Annotated in this window: 17 protein-coding genes and 1 riboswitch; of the genes, 13 read left to right on the forward strand and 4 right to left on the reverse strand. The window is 54.9% G+C overall.

Annotation, left to right across the window (positions count from 1 at the left end; genetic code table 11):
• Nucleotides 1-343 precede the first annotated feature (343 nt).
• Nucleotides 344-2,308, forward strand: coding sequence for a GAF domain-containing protein (locus H6F46_RS14365; protein ID WP_190355465.1), 1,965 nt, complete (start codon nucleotides 344-346; stop codon nucleotides 2,306-2,308).
• A 282-nt stretch (nucleotides 2,309-2,590) separates the two neighbouring features.
• Here the strand turns inward: H6F46_RS14365 and H6F46_RS14370 are convergent, their stop codons facing one another.
• Nucleotides 2,591-3,085, reverse strand: coding sequence for a transposase (locus tag H6F46_RS14370; protein ID WP_242027968.1), 495 nt, complete (start codon nucleotides 3,083-3,085; stop codon nucleotides 2,591-2,593).
• Between the two features lie 349 nt (nucleotides 3,086-3,434).
• Between H6F46_RS14370 and H6F46_RS14375 the strand changes: the two genes are divergently transcribed.
• Nucleotides 3,435-3,626, forward strand: a complete 192-nt coding sequence (locus tag H6F46_RS14375; RefSeq protein WP_190355467.1) for a CU044_2847 family protein — start codon at nucleotides 3,435-3,437, stop codon at nucleotides 3,624-3,626.
• A gap of 212 nt (nucleotides 3,627-3,838) precedes the next feature.
• Here H6F46_RS14375 and H6F46_RS14380 read toward each other — a convergent pair whose 3' ends face one another.
• Nucleotides 3,839-5,257, reverse strand: coding sequence for a hypothetical protein (locus H6F46_RS14380; RefSeq protein WP_190355468.1), 1,419 nt, complete (start codon nucleotides 5,255-5,257; stop codon nucleotides 3,839-3,841).
• Nucleotides 5,258-5,390: 133 nt separating this feature from the next.
• Between H6F46_RS14380 and H6F46_RS14385 the strand changes: the two genes are divergently transcribed.
• Complete coding sequence (locus tag H6F46_RS14385) at nucleotides 5,391-6,665, forward strand: acyltransferase (protein WP_190355469.1); 1,275 nt, start codon at nucleotides 5,391-5,393, stop codon at nucleotides 6,663-6,665.
• Nucleotides 6,666-6,672: 7 nt separating this feature from the next.
• Here H6F46_RS14385 and H6F46_RS14390 read toward each other — a convergent pair whose 3' ends face one another.
• A complete protein-coding gene (locus H6F46_RS14390) occupies nucleotides 6,673-9,189 on the reverse strand; it encodes an HAD-IC family P-type ATPase (protein WP_347278339.1) in 2,517 nt (838 codons plus the stop codon).
• 176 nt (nucleotides 9,190-9,365) lie between these two features.
• On the opposite strand from H6F46_RS14390, the gene H6F46_RS14395 reads away from it, so the two are divergent.
• The 6 genes from H6F46_RS14395 to H6F46_RS14420 all read left to right on the forward strand — a co-directional run bounded on the left by H6F46_RS14395 (nucleotide 9,366) and on the right by H6F46_RS14420 (nucleotide 12,819).
• Nucleotides 9,366-10,877, forward strand: a complete 1,512-nt coding sequence (locus H6F46_RS14395) for a UbiD family decarboxylase (protein ID WP_190355534.1) — start codon at nucleotides 9,366-9,368, stop codon at nucleotides 10,875-10,877.
• 6 nt (nucleotides 10,878-10,883) lie between these two features.
• Nucleotides 10,884-11,243 carry a VOC family protein gene (locus H6F46_RS14400; protein WP_190355470.1) on the forward strand — a complete coding sequence of 120 codons (360 nt, stop codon included), beginning with the start codon at nucleotides 10,884-10,886 and terminating at the stop codon, nucleotides 11,241-11,243.
• A gap of 132 nt (nucleotides 11,244-11,375) precedes the next feature.
• Nucleotides 11,376-11,732, forward strand: coding sequence for a nucleotidyltransferase family protein (locus H6F46_RS14405; protein WP_190355471.1), 357 nt, complete (start codon nucleotides 11,376-11,378; stop codon nucleotides 11,730-11,732).
• Nucleotides 11,719-12,075, forward strand: a complete 357-nt coding sequence (locus H6F46_RS14410) for a DUF86 domain-containing protein (protein ID WP_190355472.1) — start codon at nucleotides 11,719-11,721, stop codon at nucleotides 12,073-12,075. The genes H6F46_RS14405 and H6F46_RS14410 overlap by 14 nt, the downstream gene beginning before the upstream one ends.
• A 59-nt stretch (nucleotides 12,076-12,134) precedes the next feature.
• Nucleotides 12,135-12,497: a nucleotidyltransferase family protein gene (locus H6F46_RS14415; RefSeq protein ID WP_190355535.1), complete on the forward strand. Its 363-nt coding sequence runs from the start codon at nucleotides 12,135-12,137 to the stop codon at nucleotides 12,495-12,497.
• Nucleotides 12,478-12,819: a DUF86 domain-containing protein gene (locus H6F46_RS14420; RefSeq protein ID WP_099534759.1), complete on the forward strand. Its 342-nt coding sequence runs from the start codon at nucleotides 12,478-12,480 to the stop codon at nucleotides 12,817-12,819. The genes H6F46_RS14415 and H6F46_RS14420 overlap by 20 nt, the downstream gene beginning before the upstream one ends.
• Nucleotides 12,820-13,069: 250 nt before the next feature.
• On the opposite strand, the gene H6F46_RS14425 is transcribed toward H6F46_RS14420, so the two are convergent.
• On the reverse strand, nucleotides 13,070-14,431 hold the full coding sequence (locus tag H6F46_RS14425; protein WP_099534766.1) for an ArsB/NhaD family transporter: 1,362 nt from the start codon (nucleotides 14,429-14,431) through the stop codon (nucleotides 13,070-13,072).
• A 6-nt stretch (nucleotides 14,432-14,437) separates the two neighbouring features.
• Nucleotides 14,438-14,600: riboswitch (cyclic di-AMP (ydaO/yuaA leader) on the reverse strand.
• Between the two features lie 534 nt (nucleotides 14,601-15,134).
• Here H6F46_RS14425 and H6F46_RS14435 point away from each other — a divergent pair.
• From H6F46_RS14435 to fabG, 4 genes are all read left to right on the forward strand, one after another.
• A complete protein-coding gene (locus H6F46_RS14435) occupies nucleotides 15,135-16,112 on the forward strand; it encodes a cysteine synthase A (protein ID WP_099534760.1) in 978 nt (325 codons plus the stop codon).
• Complete coding sequence (locus tag H6F46_RS14440) at nucleotides 16,112-16,300, forward strand: hypothetical protein (RefSeq protein WP_190355474.1); 189 nt, start codon at nucleotides 16,112-16,114, stop codon at nucleotides 16,298-16,300. The genes H6F46_RS14435 and H6F46_RS14440 overlap by 1 nt, the downstream gene beginning before the upstream one ends.
• 62 nt (nucleotides 16,301-16,362) lie before the next feature.
• The gene (gene pyrE / locus H6F46_RS14445; protein WP_099534761.1) at nucleotides 16,363-16,971 is read left to right on the forward strand and encodes an orotate phosphoribosyltransferase; all 609 of its coding nucleotides are present in this window, start codon (nucleotides 16,363-16,365) and stop codon (nucleotides 16,969-16,971) included.
• A gap of 203 nt (nucleotides 16,972-17,174) precedes the next feature.
• Complete coding sequence (gene fabG, locus H6F46_RS14450) at nucleotides 17,175-17,924, forward strand: 3-oxoacyl-[acyl-carrier-protein] reductase (protein ID WP_347278340.1); 750 nt, start codon at nucleotides 17,175-17,177, stop codon at nucleotides 17,922-17,924.
• Nucleotides 17,925-17,933 lie beyond the last annotated feature (9 nt).

The raw sequence follows: 17,933 nt of genomic DNA on the forward strand, positions 1-17,933 counted from the left end.
CTGGTAGGTTGGCTTGAGGCCCGTGGCTTGCTTTCCGCAGGGTCATCCAACAACCACAAAGATTGCAAAGATTGCATGGATTGCGTTGGATTTTGCAAAGCTCAACCCAACCTACTGCTAGGGCAAATTGAGTATCAATGCCGACTTTTGAAATTCGGTTTTTGAGCCATCCTATAACAGGATTCAAACCCCGATTAAGCACAAGAATGCCCGAGGCGATTCACTGGTTTTTTGGGTGTTTTTGTAGATGGCATTTTCGTGAATAGCGTTTTCGTGAATAGCGTTTTCGTGAATACAGATTTTCATTAGCACTCTGACCGAAACTCCACCGCATTTAATCCCTATGAGCTTTGCGAATCCTGCAATCCACTCTCCTTTGATGGCTCCCGATCGCGCGACCTACTCTTGCTTGAGCGATCGCAATGCGCAGATGGTGATCACAGCCTTAAGCCAGTGGGCCTTGCTTGAAAATCAGCTCGATCGCCTGTTTGAGCGGGCCGTGCAGGCGGTGACAGAAGTGCTGAAAGTCTCCTACAGCAGCATTTGGCGCGTATTGTCCGATCGCCAATCCCTGCGGCGCGTGGCCACCATTCCCGCCGCCGCCAACGAACCCACAGAAGTGACCGTGGCTAACGTGCCCCTGGTGCAGTCGCTCTTCAGTGTGGAATCGCAATTGCTGGCGGCGAATGTGCCCTTGGGTCACGATTTACAGAACTTTCCCCTTCCCTTGCCCGCCAACAGCCAAAGCGGTTTGCTGCTGGGCGTGGTGGGCCGCGATCAACTGCTGGGGCTGCTGGAAATTCATCACGAACAGCCCCGATCGTTCTCGGAAGATGACGTTTACTTCCTGCAAGCTGTGACCAATGTGCTGGCGGGGGCGATCGAGCGGCGGCGATCGGAAGCCTTGATTGACACCCAAAGCCGCGTTCTCGGCTCGATCGCCCAAGGAGCCAAGCTGCAATTCGTTTTTAATCAACTCTGTGAACTGCTAGAGCAGGAACTTCCCGGAGCCTATTGCTCAATTTTGGTGTTGGATCCCGAGCAAAAATGCCTGCGTGCCGGGGCCGCCCCCAGCCTGCCCAGCGAATTTGCCCGAGGGGTTGATGGGCTGATGATTGGCGAATGTGCCGGATCCTGCGGCACGGCGGCCTATCGCGGCGAGCCGGTCTTTGCCACGGACATTGCCACCAACCCCCTTTGGTCATCTTTTCGAGACTTTGCCCTCAGCCACGGCATCCGGGCCTGCTGGTCGTCGCCCTTTTTGGCCGCCAACGGCGAGGTGTTGGGAACCTTTGCCCTGTCGCACCGGTTTCCCTGCCAGCCCACGGCCTACCACCGGGAGGTGATCAACACCGCCGCCAGCCTGGCCAGCATTGCCATGGAAGCCCACCGCCGGGCCGAAGCCTTGCAAGCCGCCAATCTCTCCTTGGAACAAAAGGTGGAAGAACGCACCGCCAAGCTTCAAGACACCCTTCAACGATTGCGCCAGGCCCAAGCCCAATTAATCCAAGCGGAAAAGATGTCGAGCTTGGGGCAAATGGTGGCCGGAATTGCCCACGAAATTAATAACCCCACGGCTTTCATTGCGGGGAATTTGTATCACATGGAAGCCTATTTCCAGGATTTGGTGAGCATTATTCAGGCCTATCAAGCGGAATATCCCAATCTTTCGCCGGCCATGCGCGATCGCCTGGCAGAATTGGATTTCGACTTCCTCATTGCCGATTTACCGCAAGTGCTCGGCTCCTTACAATCCGGTTGCCAACGAATCACCAATATTGTGTTGGGGCTGCGGAATTTTTCCCGCTTGGATGAGTCCAGCATGAAGGCGGTGGATTTGCATGAAGGGCTGGACAACACATTGATGATTTTGAATCACCGATTGATTGACCAGGGCGATCGCCCGGCGATTCAAGTGACCAAGGACTATGGCCCTTTGCCTCCGGTCACTTGCCATGCCAATCAGCTCAATCAGGTGTTTATGAATCTGTTGAGCAATGCGATCGATGCCTTGGCCGATCGCTGGGCCCAGGAGGGAGCCGGATTTGCGCCCCAATTGCACATCGCCACGCGCCTCAGCCAACCCGATCGGGTGCAAATTTCCATCCAGGACAACGGCTTGGGCATTCCCGAAGCGCTGCGATCGAAAATTTTTGAGCCGTTTTACACCACTAAGCCGATCGGCCAGGGCACGGGGCTGGGTTTGGCCATCAGCTACCAGATTGTGCAGGAGCAGCACCAAGGATCGCTCGGTTGCCATTCAACGGCCCAGGAGGGAACCACGTTCACCGTGGAAATTCCGATCTAGGCTCACGGGTTGCGGTGCAAGGTGTAGCCTGTGAAAACACAACCACAGCACCCCGCAATGGCTGATGGGTCACAGGGCGATCGCCACCCAACAGACCAGGGATGCTCGTTTCTTTGTGGTGGGTTGTGGTACGTGGAGATGGTCGTTGAATGGGTGGCGGTGCATGGGAGATGAATGGAGATTATTATTTCCTCCCAACCGAATTATGGTCGTTGAATGGGTGGCGGTGCATGGGAGATGAACCCAAATTGTTGTTGATTTCCCAGCGTTCTCCCATGCACCCTACGGGTCGATCGAGCGGTGGATGGTGGAATAGGGCCAGTCGGTGGGGGTGATGGCGTGGCCGTGTTTAACGGGGTTTTGGTGAATGTAGTGGATGTGGTTTTGGAAATCGGCTTCATCACGAATTTGGTGTTCCCAAAACCGACGTTGCCAATAGGGGTGATCGCCTCGGGTTTGACGCGATCGACTGCTGGGTAAATCGATCGGTAATTGACGGGTGCAAACTCGAGTGGTGCGAGTTTTGATCAGCCGCCACCGGGTCGAAAAATCGTCGTCGCCTGTCGGTAGCGTCCAGATGCAATGAAGATGATCGGGCAGCAGCACCCACGCATCGATCGAGAATGGATAGGCAGCTTGGGTGGTGCGAATGGCTTGGCGCAGGGCTTGCCGGGCGATCGGCTCACAAAGCCACGGGTAGCGACCATAGGTGACAACCGTAAAAAAGTACGTGCCCCCCTCCGATCTCCAGCGCCGATAATTGGGCATCGCATCCATCCCCGCAACAAATCACCCCATCCATTATTCACCACCCTACAAATCCCACCAATCCCGTAGGGTGCATGGGAGCAATCTCCAATGGTCACGAGTCGGTTGATTTGTTCTCCCATGCACCGAAAATTGATGATTGGAAGGCGATCAATGCGGCAATTTCACGAAAACCCGTAGGGTGCATGGGAGCAAGCCCCAATAGTCACGAAACGGTTAATTCGTACTCCCATGCACCGCAGCCCGATTGTCACCCAACCGATCATGGTCGTTGGATGCGTCACAGGTGGCGGTGCATGGGAGATGAACCCAAATTGTTGTTGATTTCCCAGCGTTCTCCCATGCACCCTACATTTGTATGGGAGCCTTTCGCCAGTTCTCGGCGGCCAACGTTGAAGAAATGACCGTGAAGTTCAACGTCAAAATTGGTGGACAAGGTGGGATTCCCTTCTTGGTGCGCGGCTCCATGGACTACGACTTTGGGATCGAAGTGAAATGCAAGTTCCCTGACCAACCCGCTCCACCAGCCCCCACGCCCCGACAACCGTAGCCGTAGGGTGCATGGGAGCAACCCTTGATCGTCACGAAACGGTTAATTCGTACTCCCATGCACCGCAGCCCGATTGCCACCCAACCGATCATGGTCGTTGGATGCGTCACAGGTGGCGGTGCATGGGAGATGAACCCAAATTGTTGTTGATTTCCCAGCGTTCTCCCATGCACCCTACATTTGTATGGGAGCCTTTCGCCAGTTTTCGTCCGCTACGGTTGGTTGAAGGGGGTTGGGGCGGGGCCCAGGTCTTGGAGCTTGCGGGCGAAATAGCTTTCGCGGTGTTGCAACTGCTTCGCCAAAATCACCGCCTGTTCGTAGGCAATGCGGGCCCGATCGCGTTGATTCAAACTGACAAACAAATCACCCAACTTTTCGTAGGTGTCCATCATCCCGTAGCCGTCCGCCGCCTCGCGGGCCAACTCCAACAGGCTGATGTAAAGACTGGCGAGCAGATCGGGCTTGTCGGCAAAGGCGGGGCGGCTGCGATAGAGAGTGGCCAGGCGATCGAGCGCTTCTCGGGCAATGCCCAACTGCTTGATGGAGCGGGCGGCGGCGGCCGTTTCGCGATATTGCAACACCGCCTCTTCCACACGATCGGCCCGGTCAAAATTGGCGGCCAACTCGCTCATCAAGGGCGGAATGAGCCGCACAATCCCCAATTCCTGATAGACCCCCAACAAGTCGCGCTGGGCGGCGATCGCCTCATCCCATTGGCGCGATCGATTCAGCAACATCACCAATTCCCGCGCATAGCGCACCTCGGCCTGGCGATGGAGCGGAATGGTGGGTTCTGTGCCCGGCGGTACGGGAACCGCCACCCAACGACCCGCAGCAATTTTGGCCCGCTCGATCGCCAGCAGCTCCCGGTAGGCATCCACAGCCGCCGCATCCTCAAACAGGCTGGCTCGCAATTGGCCGATCGCCACCAGATATTTTTCAATTCCCGTGGGATCGTCGGCCGTTCTGGCCATCAACAGGCGCGGTTCCAACACCGCCAAGGCCAACTTGGGCGCACGCACTTGGTAATAGGCCAAGCCCAGGGCCTCCAGCAGGGCCGGATCTTCAGGGATGGGCAGCGGTTGTTCGTCGGGCAAAACCGGCTTGGGGCCCGTTTGCCCCGCTTGGATCGCCTTGATTCGATCGGTCACCACCCGCGTTTCTTCCACGGCCCCTTCCCGCCAAGCCAGCTCGCCCACCCGTCCCAGGGCCGGCAACTCTTCAAACAGACCCAAAAATCGCCGCAATCGCAGTTCTCGATTCCAAAGGGCGAAGGCTTCTAGGGTTTTGCCGGCCCGCAGGGTGGCCGCCGCCTGGAGGTTCAATTCATCGAGGGCCAAACGCAGCCGATCGCGCTCCGTGGGCGACAGTTCCCGCTTCATGGGAAACTCCGGCAGCAGCGGATCCGCCTCTAACAGTTCCAGCGGACTGGGCGGAAATTCATCCTTAACCGGCCGCGAAAAGATATCAAAAATCGGCAGGTTATCCAGGAAAGGCAACTGGGCGCGTGCCACTTCCCCGGCGCTGGCCAAGACCAGGGCGATCGCCCCCGCTGACATTGCCCACCGCAGCGATCGCAGCAGTCCATTCAGGGAAAATTCAGTGCGGGAAGGAACGCAACGGGCAGGCATGGGTGAATTGTCCCCGGAAAAACTGAATGAAAAAGAGACTGGAATAAAAAAGAGACTGAACCGGGCGCGACGGGCGAGCAGCGGCGAACCGTAGTGTTACTTTACCGTAGTGTTTTGCTGGCGGCACTTGGCCATGGTTGCTGATGGTTCTGGTTTGCGCCCGCCCAACCGTTGGGATGCATTGCTGACCTTGCGGGGGGTGGCTTGCTGTTTGGTGATTGTGGCCCACTGCGGCCCGCCGGCCCAAAGCTTGGTCTGGGCTGGACAGGATTGGAGTTGGCTGCTGTTTGCGCCGGGGGGCGTGGCAGTGCGGGTGTTTTTTTGCTTGTCGGGCTACTTAATTGGCAAAGGATTTTATACCGAACGCTATCGGCTCGATCGACCTGGGATCATTCGATATTTTCAAAACCGCGCCACTCGAATTTTGCCGCTTTACTATGCCTGTATTTTGATATCGGCAGCGGTGTTTTATCCCCACAGTTGGCAACCCAATCATTGGGGGCATTTGCTGCGGTTGCTGACTTTTACCTATGAGCATTCTTTGCCCTTTGAGTTTAATGCACCCCTATGGTCGCTTTCCACGGAAGTGCAATTTTATGCGATCGCCCCTCTTATTTTTTGGGCGAGTCGGCGCTGGCTGAAAACCGGGCAATTATTACTGGTGGCCATGGCAGCGGTGACCAGTGGATTAATGCTCTATCGGTTCGGAGTTTTTGAGTTAATTGAACAATTATTGGGCAGCACAGAGGGAAATCCCTATTTTATTCGCTATATCTATACTTTTTTGCCGGCCAATTTAGATGCCTTTCTGGTGGGTTTTTGGCTGAATCCGCTGATGCAAAAGCTGCACCAAAACCGACCTCCAACGATCGACCCGGCGGAGGGGCAAACAGACCCGATCGAGCTAGGGCAACGGTTACCGGTTCGGCCCTGGGTGGCCCTGGCTTGGGGCCGATCGATTCTGGGGTTGCCCTGGAAAGGCTGGGCGATCGGGGCGATGGTGTTGCTTTATGGGTTGGCCGCCTGGTGGAAATATCAAGGGAGCGATCGGGTGTTGTTGGTGGCTCCGGGGCTGACGGTGTTGGCGACGGGGCTGTTTATTTTTGCCTTTGAACGACGGGTTTATTTCAGTTCTGGGCGCAACCGGCCGCTCTCGCGATTGGCCATGGCGGCTAATCCGCTCCGGGCTTGGGAATTGCTCGGGTTGTTGTCTTTTGGTCTTTATGTTTGGCACTATCCCTTACTGAAAGTGATCGGCCCGTTGATCACGAATCGATCGCCCTTGGTGGCCTATGGCGAACGGTTGGGGTTGGTGTTTTTAGGGTCGATCGCCCTGGCCAGCTTCACCTACTGGGCGATCGAAATTCCGGCAATCCGTTGGCGCAAAAAAGCCCAGCGATCGCCCTAGGGATCTGTTAATGATTCCAATCGCTGAGTTTGAAGCCCAAGAATCGATCAAACAATCCCGATCGCCAGATATATCGCAACAGCAAACACCAACTCAGGGCGATCGCCCCAATCAGCAAATAGTCCACCGGTTGCAACAGCGCCAACTCAAAAAACTCGCGCGTTCCCGGCAGGGCCACCAAACCGGCATAGACCCCCAATAGGCCCAAGGCCAGCAGGGAATAGCGGCGATCGCCACAGAGAGGCTCCGCTGCCACCCAAGGCCCCGCTGGCGGCTTCAAAAACGGCACAAGCAACAGGCCACAGCTTACCAACAGCGTCACCAGGGCGCTGCGGGGCACGGCCAAGAGCGCATCGTTCAAAACCACCAACTCTTCGCCCGTTTGGGTGGCGTTCCAAATGGTGGTGACCAGATAGCCCAAGTAAACCGCCACCGCGATCGGGGTGAGGGTCAAGGTCGCAGGCAAGGTGAAATTCAGCATGGACTTGAGGACGCTCTTTTGGCGCGGTTTCCCGGGCCGGGCCCACAGGGGAAATCCAAAGGTGGGCAGCCCCACCGCCACGATCGTCACCACGGCGCTGTGTTTATTCAGCAGCGGAAAGGTTCCCAGCACTTGCCCCGTACACAAAATCAACAGGGTGACGCAAAACACCCGCACCATAAACAGTTTCAGCACATCGCGGATGCCGTTGCCGATCCGTTGCCCTTCCAAAAAGGTATAGGGCAGGGTCTCGAAGGAGTCGCCCAGCAACACAATATCGGCGGCGCTGCGGGTGGCTTTGCTGCCACTTTCCATGGCAATGCCCAGGTTGGCTTGCTTCAGAGACAACACATCGTTTACGCCATCGCCAATCATGGCCACATAATTGCCCGCACGTCGCAGGGCCGTGACTAAGCGGGCTTTTTGTTCCGGGACGATCCGCCCAAAGATTTGATGCTCGATCGCGGCTTGGGCAAATTCCGCCTCAGTCATGGCGGCCAGGTCGGCTCCGGACACAGCCGACAGATTTTCGCCCAAACCCACCCGAGCCGCGATCGCCCGCACGGTGTCGGGGTTGTCACCAGAAATAATCTTCAGCCGAATGCCCGCCTCGGCAAATCCTTGGAGCGTTTCCGTCACGCTGGGGCGCAGCTCGTCGCTAAACACCAACAGGCCCAGGGGTTGCAAATCCTGGGGCAGGGGGGCGCTGTCGCGTTTGGCGGGTTTGGGCGGAATGGTGGGACTGACGGCAAACAGCAACACCCGAAATCCTTGGCGAGCCAGGGTCTGGGCCCGATCGCGCCATTCCGGGGGCAGCGGTTCCGCCAGGCCCACGCTCACCATTTCCGGCGCACCCAGGACGTAATATCCCGCCACGGGCCCGGCGGTTTGCGGGGCGATCGGGTCAGGCCCAAAGGCGATCGCGCTCCACTTGCGGGCTGATGAAAAGGGAATTTCATAGAGCGGTTCTTGGCCGGGAGCGGGGCAACCGAGGGCGATCGCCTCGCTGGTGGCGTTGCCGGAACGGGTGCTGGCGGCATAGGTTCCCACCTGCTGAGTCAGGGTGGCCAAGTCCTGGCCGGGGGCGATCGGCCACAGTTCCGTGAGCTGAATTCGGTTCGCCGTCAAGGTTCCAGTTTTGTCCACACAGAGCACATCTATATTGCTCAGGGATTCCACGGCGTTGGCCTGTTGAATCAGCACCCGCTTGCCCACCATCCGCACCGCCGCCAGGGCATAGGACAGGGTGACGGTTAAATACAAACCGCTGGGAACCAGACCGGCAATCACGGCCGATCGCTGTACCGTTTCATTGAAGGAAATGGCTTTGGCAATGAACCCGATCGCCACCAGGGCCCAAAAAAAGCAGGCGATGATCATAAAAATCCGAATCACCAAATTCACTTCCGATTGCAAGGGCGTGAGCATCTGGCGAAAGGTGCGGGCACTTTCAGTGAGTTGGTGGGCCAAGCTGTTGCGGCCCACTTTTTGGGCTAAATAATAGCCACTACCGCTTAAACAAATGGTTCCCGAAAAAACAGGGCTGCCGGTTTCCTTTTCAATGGGGTCTGACTCTCCTGTCAAGAGCGATTCATCGGCGGCGATTTCCCCGGCCATCAACTCCCCATCCACCAAAATTTGATCGCCCGATCGCAACACTAAAACATCACCCGCCACGATTTCGCTCGGGTCAATATCCTGTTCACGGCCTTCGCGCACCACGGTGGCCTTGGGCCGGGTTAGAAGGGCAATTTCATCGAGTTTGCGCTTGGCCGCCACTTCTTGAATGGCGTTAATCACCACGCTGCTCAAAATGACCGCCGCCACCAGGATGGCATCGCTAAAACTGCCTAAAAATAAGAAAACAACACTAATGGCAACGAAAACAAAATTAATAAAGGTAAAAATGTTTTCCCGGAGAATTTGTGCATAGGAGCGACTGGTTTTCAGGGGGGCATCATTACCCTGGCCGGCGGCTCGGCGCTCCAGCACTTCGCTGCGGGTCAGACCTTGGAGATGGGGCGGAAGATTCGGCTGATTCACGGGTGACAGGCGATGGACGGGCGATCGAACTAGCAGGCCATCATACCCGGCCCGATTGGGTCTGGCTCGATCGGGGGCGATCGCCCTTGGGACGGCGGGTCAGTGCCGAATTTCGGGATAATGGGAATCGTTACGGTTCGTTACATCACCCCTTCGACAATTCACGCGATCGCCCCATGCCCCGAGATCTACGCGGCTTCTTGAAGCTTTTGGATGAGCGCGGTCAACTGCGCCGGATTACGGTTCCCGTTGATCCCAACCTGGAAATCGCCGAAATTGCCAATCGGATGCTGGCGGCGGGCGGGCCGGCCCTGCTTTTTGAAAATGTCAAAGGCAGCCCTAGCTCCGTGGCCGTGAACCTGTTGGGCACGGTGGAGCGCACCTGCTGGGCTATGAACATGGACTCGCCCGGGGAGCTGGAAACCTTGGGCCGCAAGCTGTCCCTGTTGCAACAGCCGAAGCCACCCAAGAAAATTTCCCAGGCGATCGAGTTTGGCAAAGTACTGTTTGATGTGTTGCGCGCCAAGCCCGATATCGACCTATTTCCCGCTTGCCATCAGGTGGTGAAACGGGGCGAAGAGGTGAATCTCAACGAAATTCCGATGATTCGCCCCTATCCCGACGATGCGGGCCATGTGGTGACGCTCGGGCTGGTGATTACCAAAGATTGCGAAACCAAGATCCCGAATGTGGGGGTTTACCGGCTGCAACGGCAATCGAACAACACGATGACCGTCCAATGGCTGTCGGTGCGGGGCGGCGCGCGCCACCTGCGGAAGGCGGCGGAACGGGGCCAAAAACTAGAGGTGGCGATCGCCCTGGGCGCTGACCCGTTGTTGCTGATGGCGGCGGCCACACCAATCCCCGTGGACTTGTCTGAGTGGCTGTTTGCGGGTCTCTACGGCGGTTCCGGCGTACACCTGACCAAGTGCAAAACCCTGGATTTGGAAGTGCCGGCCAACTGCGAAATGATTTTGGAAGGGACGATCGACCCCTCGGAAACGGCGATCGACGGGCCCTTTGGCGACCACATGGGCTACTACGGCCCGGCGGCTCCCGGCCCCCTGCTGCGGGTTCATGCCGTCACCCACCGCAAGGACCCGATTTACCTCACCACCTTCAGCGGCCGACCGCCCAAGGAGGAGGCGATGATGGCGATCGCCCTCAACCGGATTTACACGCCGATTTTGCGGACGCAAGTGCCGGAAATTACGGACTTTTTCCTACCGATGGAAGGGTTGAGCTACAAGGCGGCCATCATCTCGATCGACAAGGCCTATCCGGGTCAAGCTCGCCGGGCCGCCTTGGCGTTTTGGAGCGCCTTGCCCCAGTTCACCTACACCAAATTTGTGATCGTGGTGGACAAGTCGATTAATATTCGCGATCCGCGCCAGGTGATGTGGGCCGTTTGCTCCAAGGTTGACCCTGATCGGGATGTGTTTATCCTGCCGGAAAATCCCCTGGATTCGCTGGATTTCGCTACCGAAAAAGCCGGTCTCGGCAGTCGGATGGGCATCGATGCCACCGATAAGATTTATCCCGAAATCGATCGGGAGTGGGGCAAGGTTTTGGAATCCGATCCGGAGGTGGCCGCCACGGTTGATCGGCGCTGGGCGGAATACGGCTTGGCGGATATTAACCTAATGGAAGTGGATGCCAATTTGTTTGGTTACGACATTCGGAGGTAGGCGATCGTGGCGGTAATCCGGGGGCTACATGTGGCGTTGAATGTGACCGATCTCGATCACGCCGCCGAATTTTACGGGGAATTGTTGGGGCTGGAATTGATCGATCGCCCCTTGAAATTTCCCGGTCTTTGGTATGCGATCGATGATTGGCAAATTCACCTGATTGTTGCGCCCCGGGTGGTGAACACGATTCAGGACGATCGTTGGGGTCGCAATGCCCACCTGGCGATCGCGGTGGATGACCTAGAAGCCCTGAAAACCCAACTCACCGAAGCGGGTATTTCCTGGCAAGCCAGCGCCTCCGGTCGCGCCGCCATCTTTGCCCCCGATCCCGACGGCAATCTCTTAGAATTCCAGCAATCCTAAACCCCTCCCGATCCATTGCCCATCACGCAAGCCATCGTCTGCGCTGAAATGTCGTAGTACTCACATCTCTGACAATCAGCGCGGCTAGAATAATGGGCAGCCTTCGCAATCGGTCATCAGTGGAGCAGGAGTATGGCAACTGATGCAATCTCAATTCAGAAAATTTACGATCGCCTAACTATCACTCCCGAACAGCTCAAGGATTTCTGCATTCGGTGGCAGATTGCCGAATTAGCCGTGTTTGGTTCAATTTTGCGAGACGATTTCTGCGATCGCGGAGATGATGTCAGTGATATTGATTTGCTTTACAGCCTGAATCAGTCTTCAAGTCATAGCCTTTTCGACATCATGCAGATGCGCGAAGAACTAGAAAAGCTCTGCCATCGAAGAATTGACTTGATTAGCAAACAAGGAATTAAAAATAGTCGTAATTGGCTGCGCCGCCAAGAAATCTTAAATTCAGAGATGATTCTATATGCCCAAAAATAGTGCATCTAGAGATGATCAATCTTTACTGGATATTGCCGACTCCATTCAGTTAATCATGGAATATATCCCTAATTGGGGTGAGTTCCTGGAATCTGTCAAAAATCAAGATGCTGTCATTCGTCGTCTGATTGTTATTGGCGAAGCGACCAAACGATTGTCAATGACGTTTCGCAATGCTCACCCTGATATTCCTTGGAAAGAGATGGCAGGTTTAAGAGATGTGATCGTACATGATTATGATGGTATTGACTTTGAGCGACTGAAGCCCATCATTGAGGTCAAATTGCCTGATGTTTTGCGACAGATTGAGCCACTACTACCAAGGCCACCTCAAAATTCATAGCCCATTAATGATCTAAGTTAATGTCCCAGTTGTTATCACTAGTTCAGAGAGTAAATGATATGAAAACTGACATAATATCAATTCAAGAAGTCTACAATCGCCTAACCATCACCCCCGAACAGCTCAAGGATTTCTGCATTCGGTGGCAGATTGCCGAATTAGCCGTGTTTGGTTCAATTTTGCGAGACGATTTTCGATCTGATGGAAAAAATCTTAGTGATGCAGATTTCTTATTTTGCTATCTGCCAAACGCAAATATGAGCTTACTGCGACGAGCAAGAATGGCAATAGAATTAGAAGCCTTATGTCACCGATCCGTTGACTTGATCTTATTAAAGGAAGTCCTGACTAGCCATAACTTAAGTCGAAGAAATGACATTCTAGATTCAGCGATGTGGATTTATGGACAGAAATCGAGATAGGGATGCAATCGTTGATATTCTCCAAGCGATCGAAGAGATTTTGTGCTCGATGGCTGGTGTCAGCCTAGATCAGCTATCTACCAACCGAGAGAAGCAAGCTGCCATTCTTTATTTTCTGATCATTATTGGTGAAGCAACCAAGCGTCTATCTTCAGAGTTTAGAGCAACCCATTCAAGCATTGATTGGAAGGGAATGGCAGGAATGCGAGACATTTTAGCGCATCAATATGATCGTGTTGATGTCCAAGTTATTTGGGATGTTGTACAAACGGACTTAATACCTCTATCTCAATCGCTGAAACATTTACTAGAACAGCAATAGCACTATAAAATCGTCTGACAAATCAATTAACTATGTAGTTCCAAAACTTCCTAAATAAACGACAAAAACATTAAAGTCAAAATACGTAATGTGTTTTATATTAATTGGCTTAGATTAGCTCTTAAATTCATATTTAAAACCGAAATAAACACTCTAATTTCTATACTAAAAGTAAGCAAAATGATCATAAAAATGGGCTGACAATTGCCAGCCCGTATTCTACTCGTTACTTTTAAGTTAGTAGACAAACTTAGGACTGACCCGGTAGCAAAAACCGAATCATCATATACAAAGAAGCAGCAACTAATTGGGCTAACATCACCGGAATTCCATACTTCAAAAAGCGGTGAAAAGAAATGCTTTTGCCGTGCAATTCAGCAATTCCAGCCGCCACAATGTTAGAAGAAGCGCCAACTAGGGTTCCATTTCCTCCCAAGGTTGCCCCATACATCATTGCGTAAAACAGGGGCAACACTTGTGGAGGAAAGCTCCCAGAATAATCCTGCGCCAAAATTTCTGGCCCAGCCATCCCTACATTCACCACATATTCCTTGAGCAGGGGAACCATTGCCACGACCAAAGGAATATTGGGAACAACGCTAGACACCAAGCCCACAAAGAAAATCAGGGCGATCGAACCCAAGAAAATATTGGTTCCGAGCATGGCTGCCAAGGCTCCTGACAAAAGACTGACCACGCCAGTTTTTTGCAGGCCACCGATCAGCACAAAAATGGACATGAAAAACAGCAATGTGCTCCAATCCACATCTCGCAAAATGTTATTAACGGTGTCAATTTTGCTGTGATGGGCTAAGAGCAAGGCTAACGCAGCACCTAGGAGGGCAACGGCGGCGGGAGAAACAGGAATGGGCAACGACTCACCAATCACAAAAAAGACCAACACGAGCAGCACAATCAGACCACCAAAGGCTAATGTGCGCGGGTGATTAATTTTGGGATGGGGCAAGTCGTCCAGATTTTTCAGCTCTTTCTTCCAAGTGGTTCGGAACAGAATAGGAAGCAGCAAAATAATCACCCCGATCGCCACAGCACCCCCTAGGCTGAGGCGAGTTAGGTATTCGGTGAAGGTTAAATTTACTGCGTCCCCAACAATGTAGGTGGCTGGGTCACCCACAATGGTTAAAAGTCCGGCACTGTTGGCCACAAAAACCATCAAAATCAGAAGGGGCACGAAATCTACGCCCACTTCTTCTGCCAATGGGGGAATTAAAGGAGCCAACAACATGACTGTGGTGGCGTTTGGCAAAACAGCACAAATGGGCGTTGTGATGCCCACAATCCCTAACAGTAAATTTTTGCCTTTGCCTTGGGCCAAAATCACCATTTGGGTGGCTAGATAGTCAAAAACTTTGGTGGGTTCAAAGGCCCGCACCAAAATCATGACCCCCAAGAAGAGGGCGAGGGTTCCATGGCTCTGGCTGATGTACCCGATCGCCTCTTTCAAGCTCATGACGTGGGCAAACACCAACACCAGTGCTCCCAAAAAAGCTGCAACCGTGAGGTGAATCCATTCCGTCATGATCACCACAATGACGGTGATGAAGACAATTCCGGCAATCCAAGCGTCTAGGTTTCCGATTTGCTCTAGCATTTCCGATTCTCCTTCCATTGGCTGACGAGGTTAGCTGACGGGCTAGGCTTGGAAGTAGCCTTCTTGCAGCACAAGATTCGCCCCAAAATTTAGGCTGGTTCCCCCGCTCGATCGCCCTGCTTCAATTGGACTTAAAGACCAGAGCCGATCGATTAAGCGTTGACTACGAGATAGTGAAAGTTGCAATTTGTCCATGTCGTTTATCAATGACATAAAGCGACTTAATCCAATCAAGTGTCTACTCAAAAAAATCCAAACTTGGTCTAATTGCCCTTCAGCTAAAAACGTCTGCCTTGAGGTTGGCTAACCATGACTGATGAAATTTTTTGACGAATTGCCAAAAAGTTTCTTCATTTTGCTATTGATTTTGCAATCACCAAAACCAATAGCTCTAGGCATGTCATTCCAAGCATGGAGACAATGCATGAAGACTCAGGTGGAATCAGCCTAAAGACTTTGGGCAACTGATAGATTTCGATGAATTTCTTTTGAGTTGGCTCGGTGGATTCAAACCTGTGTCATGGATCACAGGTTATTTGGACAGACTGCCGTTTGACGCTAGCATGGATAACTTGGGTGGGTCAATCAAGGGGCGATCGCCTAGGATTTGGCTCTAGGTACAATTCCCAAGTTCCGGTACTGTGAATAAACGAGTCAAACTCACCGTAAATTGAGTCACCAAATCGCCGTTAGACCCCGAGCAATGGATATCAAAAATGGATTCGTCGGGACAGTTGGTAATACTCCACTGATCCGGCTCAACAGCTTTAGTGACGCAACCGGCTGCGAAATCCTGGGTAAAGCGGAATTTTTGAACCCTGGTGGGTCGGTTAAAGATCGGGCGGCCCTTTACATTATTGAAGATGCGGAACGGCGCGGGTTGCTGAAACCCGGCGGCACGGTGGTGGAAGGCACGGCAGGCAACACCGGAATCGGCCTCGCCCACATTTGCAACGCCAAGGGCTACAAGTGCCTGATCGTGATTCCCGATACCCAGTCCCAGGAAAAAATCGACCTGCTGCGGACGCTGGGGGCGGAGGTGAAGACCGTGCCCGCTGTGCCCTACCGCGATCCTAATAACTATGTGAAGCTGTCGGGTCGGTTGGCGGCGGAAATCCCGAACGCCATTTGGGCCAACCAGTTCGACAACTTGGCAAATCGTCAGTCCCACTACGAAACGACGGGGCCGGAAATTTGGGCGCAAACGGACGGCACGGTGGACGCTTGGGTGGCGGCGACGGGCACGGGCGGCACCTACGCGGGTGTGGCGATGTTCCTGAAGGAGCAGAACCCCCAAGCGCAAATGGTGCTGGCGGATCCGATGGGCAGCGCGCTCTATAGTTACGCGAAAACCGGGGAGCTGACGATGGAGGGTAACTCGATCACGGAAGGGATCGGGAATTCGCGGGTGACGGCGAATATGGAGGGTGTGCCGATCGATGATGCGATTCGGGTGACGGATCCGGAAGCTTTGGCGGTGCTGGCTCAGTTGATGAAAAAGGAGGGGCTGTTTATGGGCGGCTCTGTGGGCATCAATGTGGGGGCGGCGGTGAAGCTGGCGGAAAAACTGGGGCCGGGCCACACGATCGTCACGGTGCTGTGCGATGGCGGGTCGCGGTATCAGTCGCGGCTGTATAACGCGGAGTGGCTGGCCAGCAAGGGGCTGGTGATGCCGGATTAATGCAGGTTAAATCCCCGCAAGCCGGAGGGCGCAAGGCGTTGCGCTTAGTCCTCTCTGAGGCGATCGAACCGGAGGGCGCAAGGCGTTGCGCCCCTACGGAGGTGGTGGTGCGATCGCCCAGGGATGGGTATTTGGGTCGATCGCCCGGTGAACCGGTGACGATCGGTGGTGCGTACCCGGCGCGGTAGGATAGGGAGTCGCAATTTTTGTTGCTATTCGTTTGCTTCGTCCTGTCGCTCCATCTGTCGCCATGACCGTTACCGCTGGGAACTGGGCCGCCACTGCCGGTGAGGCTGAATTGCGCGATCGCCTGTTGGATTTGCTGTGCGATCGCGCCTACCGGGAAGGGGACTTTACCCTTTCGTCGGGCCAAAAAAGCACCTATTACATCAACTGCAAACCGGTGACGCTGCATCCTGAGGGGGCATTGGCGCTGGGGCGGTTGCTGCTGGGGCAAGTGCCGACGGGCGCGGCGGCGGTGGCCGGGTTGACCCTGGGGGCTGACCCGTTGGTGTCGGCGGTGAGTGTGGTGTCAGCGCTGGAAAACCGCCCGATTTCTGCCCTGATCATCCGCAAGGAAGCCAAGGGCCACGGCACGATGGCCTACATCGAGGGGCCGGCGTTGGAGCCGGGTTCGTCGGTGGTGGTGCTCGAAGATGTGGTGACGACGGGCGGGTCGGCCCTGAAGGCGGTCGATCGCCTGCGGGAAGCGGGCTACCAGGTCGATCGGGTGGTGGCGATTGTCGATCGGCTTCAGGGCGGTGCGGAACTGTACGCGCAACAGGGCTTGGCCTTTGAGGCGCTGTTCTCGATCGCCGATGTGCAGGCCCATTACGCGGCGCGATCGACCCAACCTTAATCGATCACCCGACCCGCATTTCCGTAGGGGCGCACCGCTGTGCGCCCTCCGGTTCGATCAATTCGGGTGGGGGCTGGGCACACGCGATTCGCCTTCCAATTCGATCAATTCGGGTGGGGGCTGGGCGCACGCGGTGCGCCCCTACGGGTGGATTTTCGTATTGAATTTTGTTGTCTGAAATCTGTTTTTGGGAGCTTGTAACCGTGACTGGAACCCGCCTGCAAAACCAAGTGGCTGTTGTGACCGGGGCTTCTCGGGGGATTGGCCGAGCCGCCGCCCTCGCTCTGGCCGCCGAAGGGGCCAAGGTGGTGGTGAACTATGCGGCCTCCAGCGGGGCGGCTGAAAGCTTGGTGGCGGAAATTGCCGGGAACGGGGGCGAGGCGATCGCCGTGAAAGCCGACATGTCCAAGCCCGACGAGGTGGACGCGCTGTTGCAAGCCACCTTGGATAAATGGGGCCGCGTCGATGTGTGGGTGAACAATGCCGGGATTACCCGCGATACGCTGCTGCTGCGGATGAAGTTGGAAGACTGGCAGGCGGTGATTGACCTGAACCTGACCGGCGTGTTTCTGGGCACGAAGGCCGTCAGCAAGGTGATGCTGAAGCAAAAGTCTGGCCGGATCATCAACATCGCTTCCGTGGCGGGGCAAATGGGCAACCCGGGCCAGGCCAACTACAGCGCTGCCAAAGCAGGTGTGATTGGTTTCACGAAGACGGTGGCGAAGGAACTGGCGGCGCGGGGAATTACGGTGAATGCGATCGCCCCGGGGTTCATTGCCACGGACATGACCGAAGGCTTGGACAGCGAAGGGATCCTGAAGGCGATTCCGTTGGGTCGCTACGGCAAGCCCGAGGAAATTGCGGGCACGGTGGCCTTTTTGGCGGCCGACCCGGCGGCAGCCTACATCACGGGTCAAACGATTAACGTCGATGGCGGCATGGTGATGGCCTAGGGGTTGATT

It is taken from the genome of Limnothrix sp. FACHB-1083 (assembly GCF_014696485.1).
Lineage (GTDB): Bacteria > Cyanobacteriota > Cyanobacteriia > CACIAM-69d > CACIAM-69d > CACIAM-69d.

Excerpts from the sequence above, each read along its gene's own strand:
- H6F46_RS14365 (WP_190355465.1), top strand. The coding sequence starts at position 344 with ATGAGCTTTGCGAATCCTGCAATCCACTCTCCTTTGATGGCTCCCGAT.
- H6F46_RS14370 (WP_242027968.1), bottom strand. The coding sequence starts at position 3,085 with ATGGATGCGATGCCCAATTATCGGCGCTGGAGATCGGAGGGGGGCACG.
- H6F46_RS14375 (WP_190355467.1), top strand. The coding sequence starts at position 3,435 with ATGGGAGCCTTTCGCCAGTTCTCGGCGGCCAACGTTGAAGAAATGACC.
- H6F46_RS14380 (WP_190355468.1), bottom strand. The coding sequence starts at position 5,257 with ATGCCTGCCCGTTGCGTTCCTTCCCGCACTGAATTTTCCCTGAATGGA.
- H6F46_RS14385 (WP_190355469.1), top strand. The coding sequence starts at position 5,391 with ATGGTTGCTGATGGTTCTGGTTTGCGCCCGCCCAACCGTTGGGATGCA.
- H6F46_RS14395 (WP_190355534.1), top strand. The coding sequence starts at position 9,366 with ATGCCCCGAGATCTACGCGGCTTCTTGAAGCTTTTGGATGAGCGCGGT.
- H6F46_RS14405 (WP_190355471.1), top strand. The coding sequence starts at position 11,376 with ATGGCAACTGATGCAATCTCAATTCAGAAAATTTACGATCGCCTAACT.
- H6F46_RS14410 (WP_190355472.1), top strand. The coding sequence starts at position 11,719 with ATGCCCAAAAATAGTGCATCTAGAGATGATCAATCTTTACTGGATATT.
- H6F46_RS14415 (WP_190355535.1), top strand. The coding sequence starts at position 12,135 with ATGAAAACTGACATAATATCAATTCAAGAAGTCTACAATCGCCTAACC.
- H6F46_RS14420 (WP_099534759.1), top strand. The coding sequence starts at position 12,478 with ATGGACAGAAATCGAGATAGGGATGCAATCGTTGATATTCTCCAAGCG.
- H6F46_RS14425 (WP_099534766.1), bottom strand. The coding sequence starts at position 14,431 with ATGCTAGAGCAAATCGGAAACCTAGACGCTTGGATTGCCGGAATTGTC.
- H6F46_RS14435 (WP_099534760.1), top strand. The coding sequence starts at position 15,135 with ATGGATATCAAAAATGGATTCGTCGGGACAGTTGGTAATACTCCACTG.
- H6F46_RS14440 (WP_190355474.1), top strand. The coding sequence starts at position 16,112 with ATGCAGGTTAAATCCCCGCAAGCCGGAGGGCGCAAGGCGTTGCGCTTA.
- pyrE (WP_099534761.1), top strand. The coding sequence starts at position 16,363 with ATGACCGTTACCGCTGGGAACTGGGCCGCCACTGCCGGTGAGGCTGAA.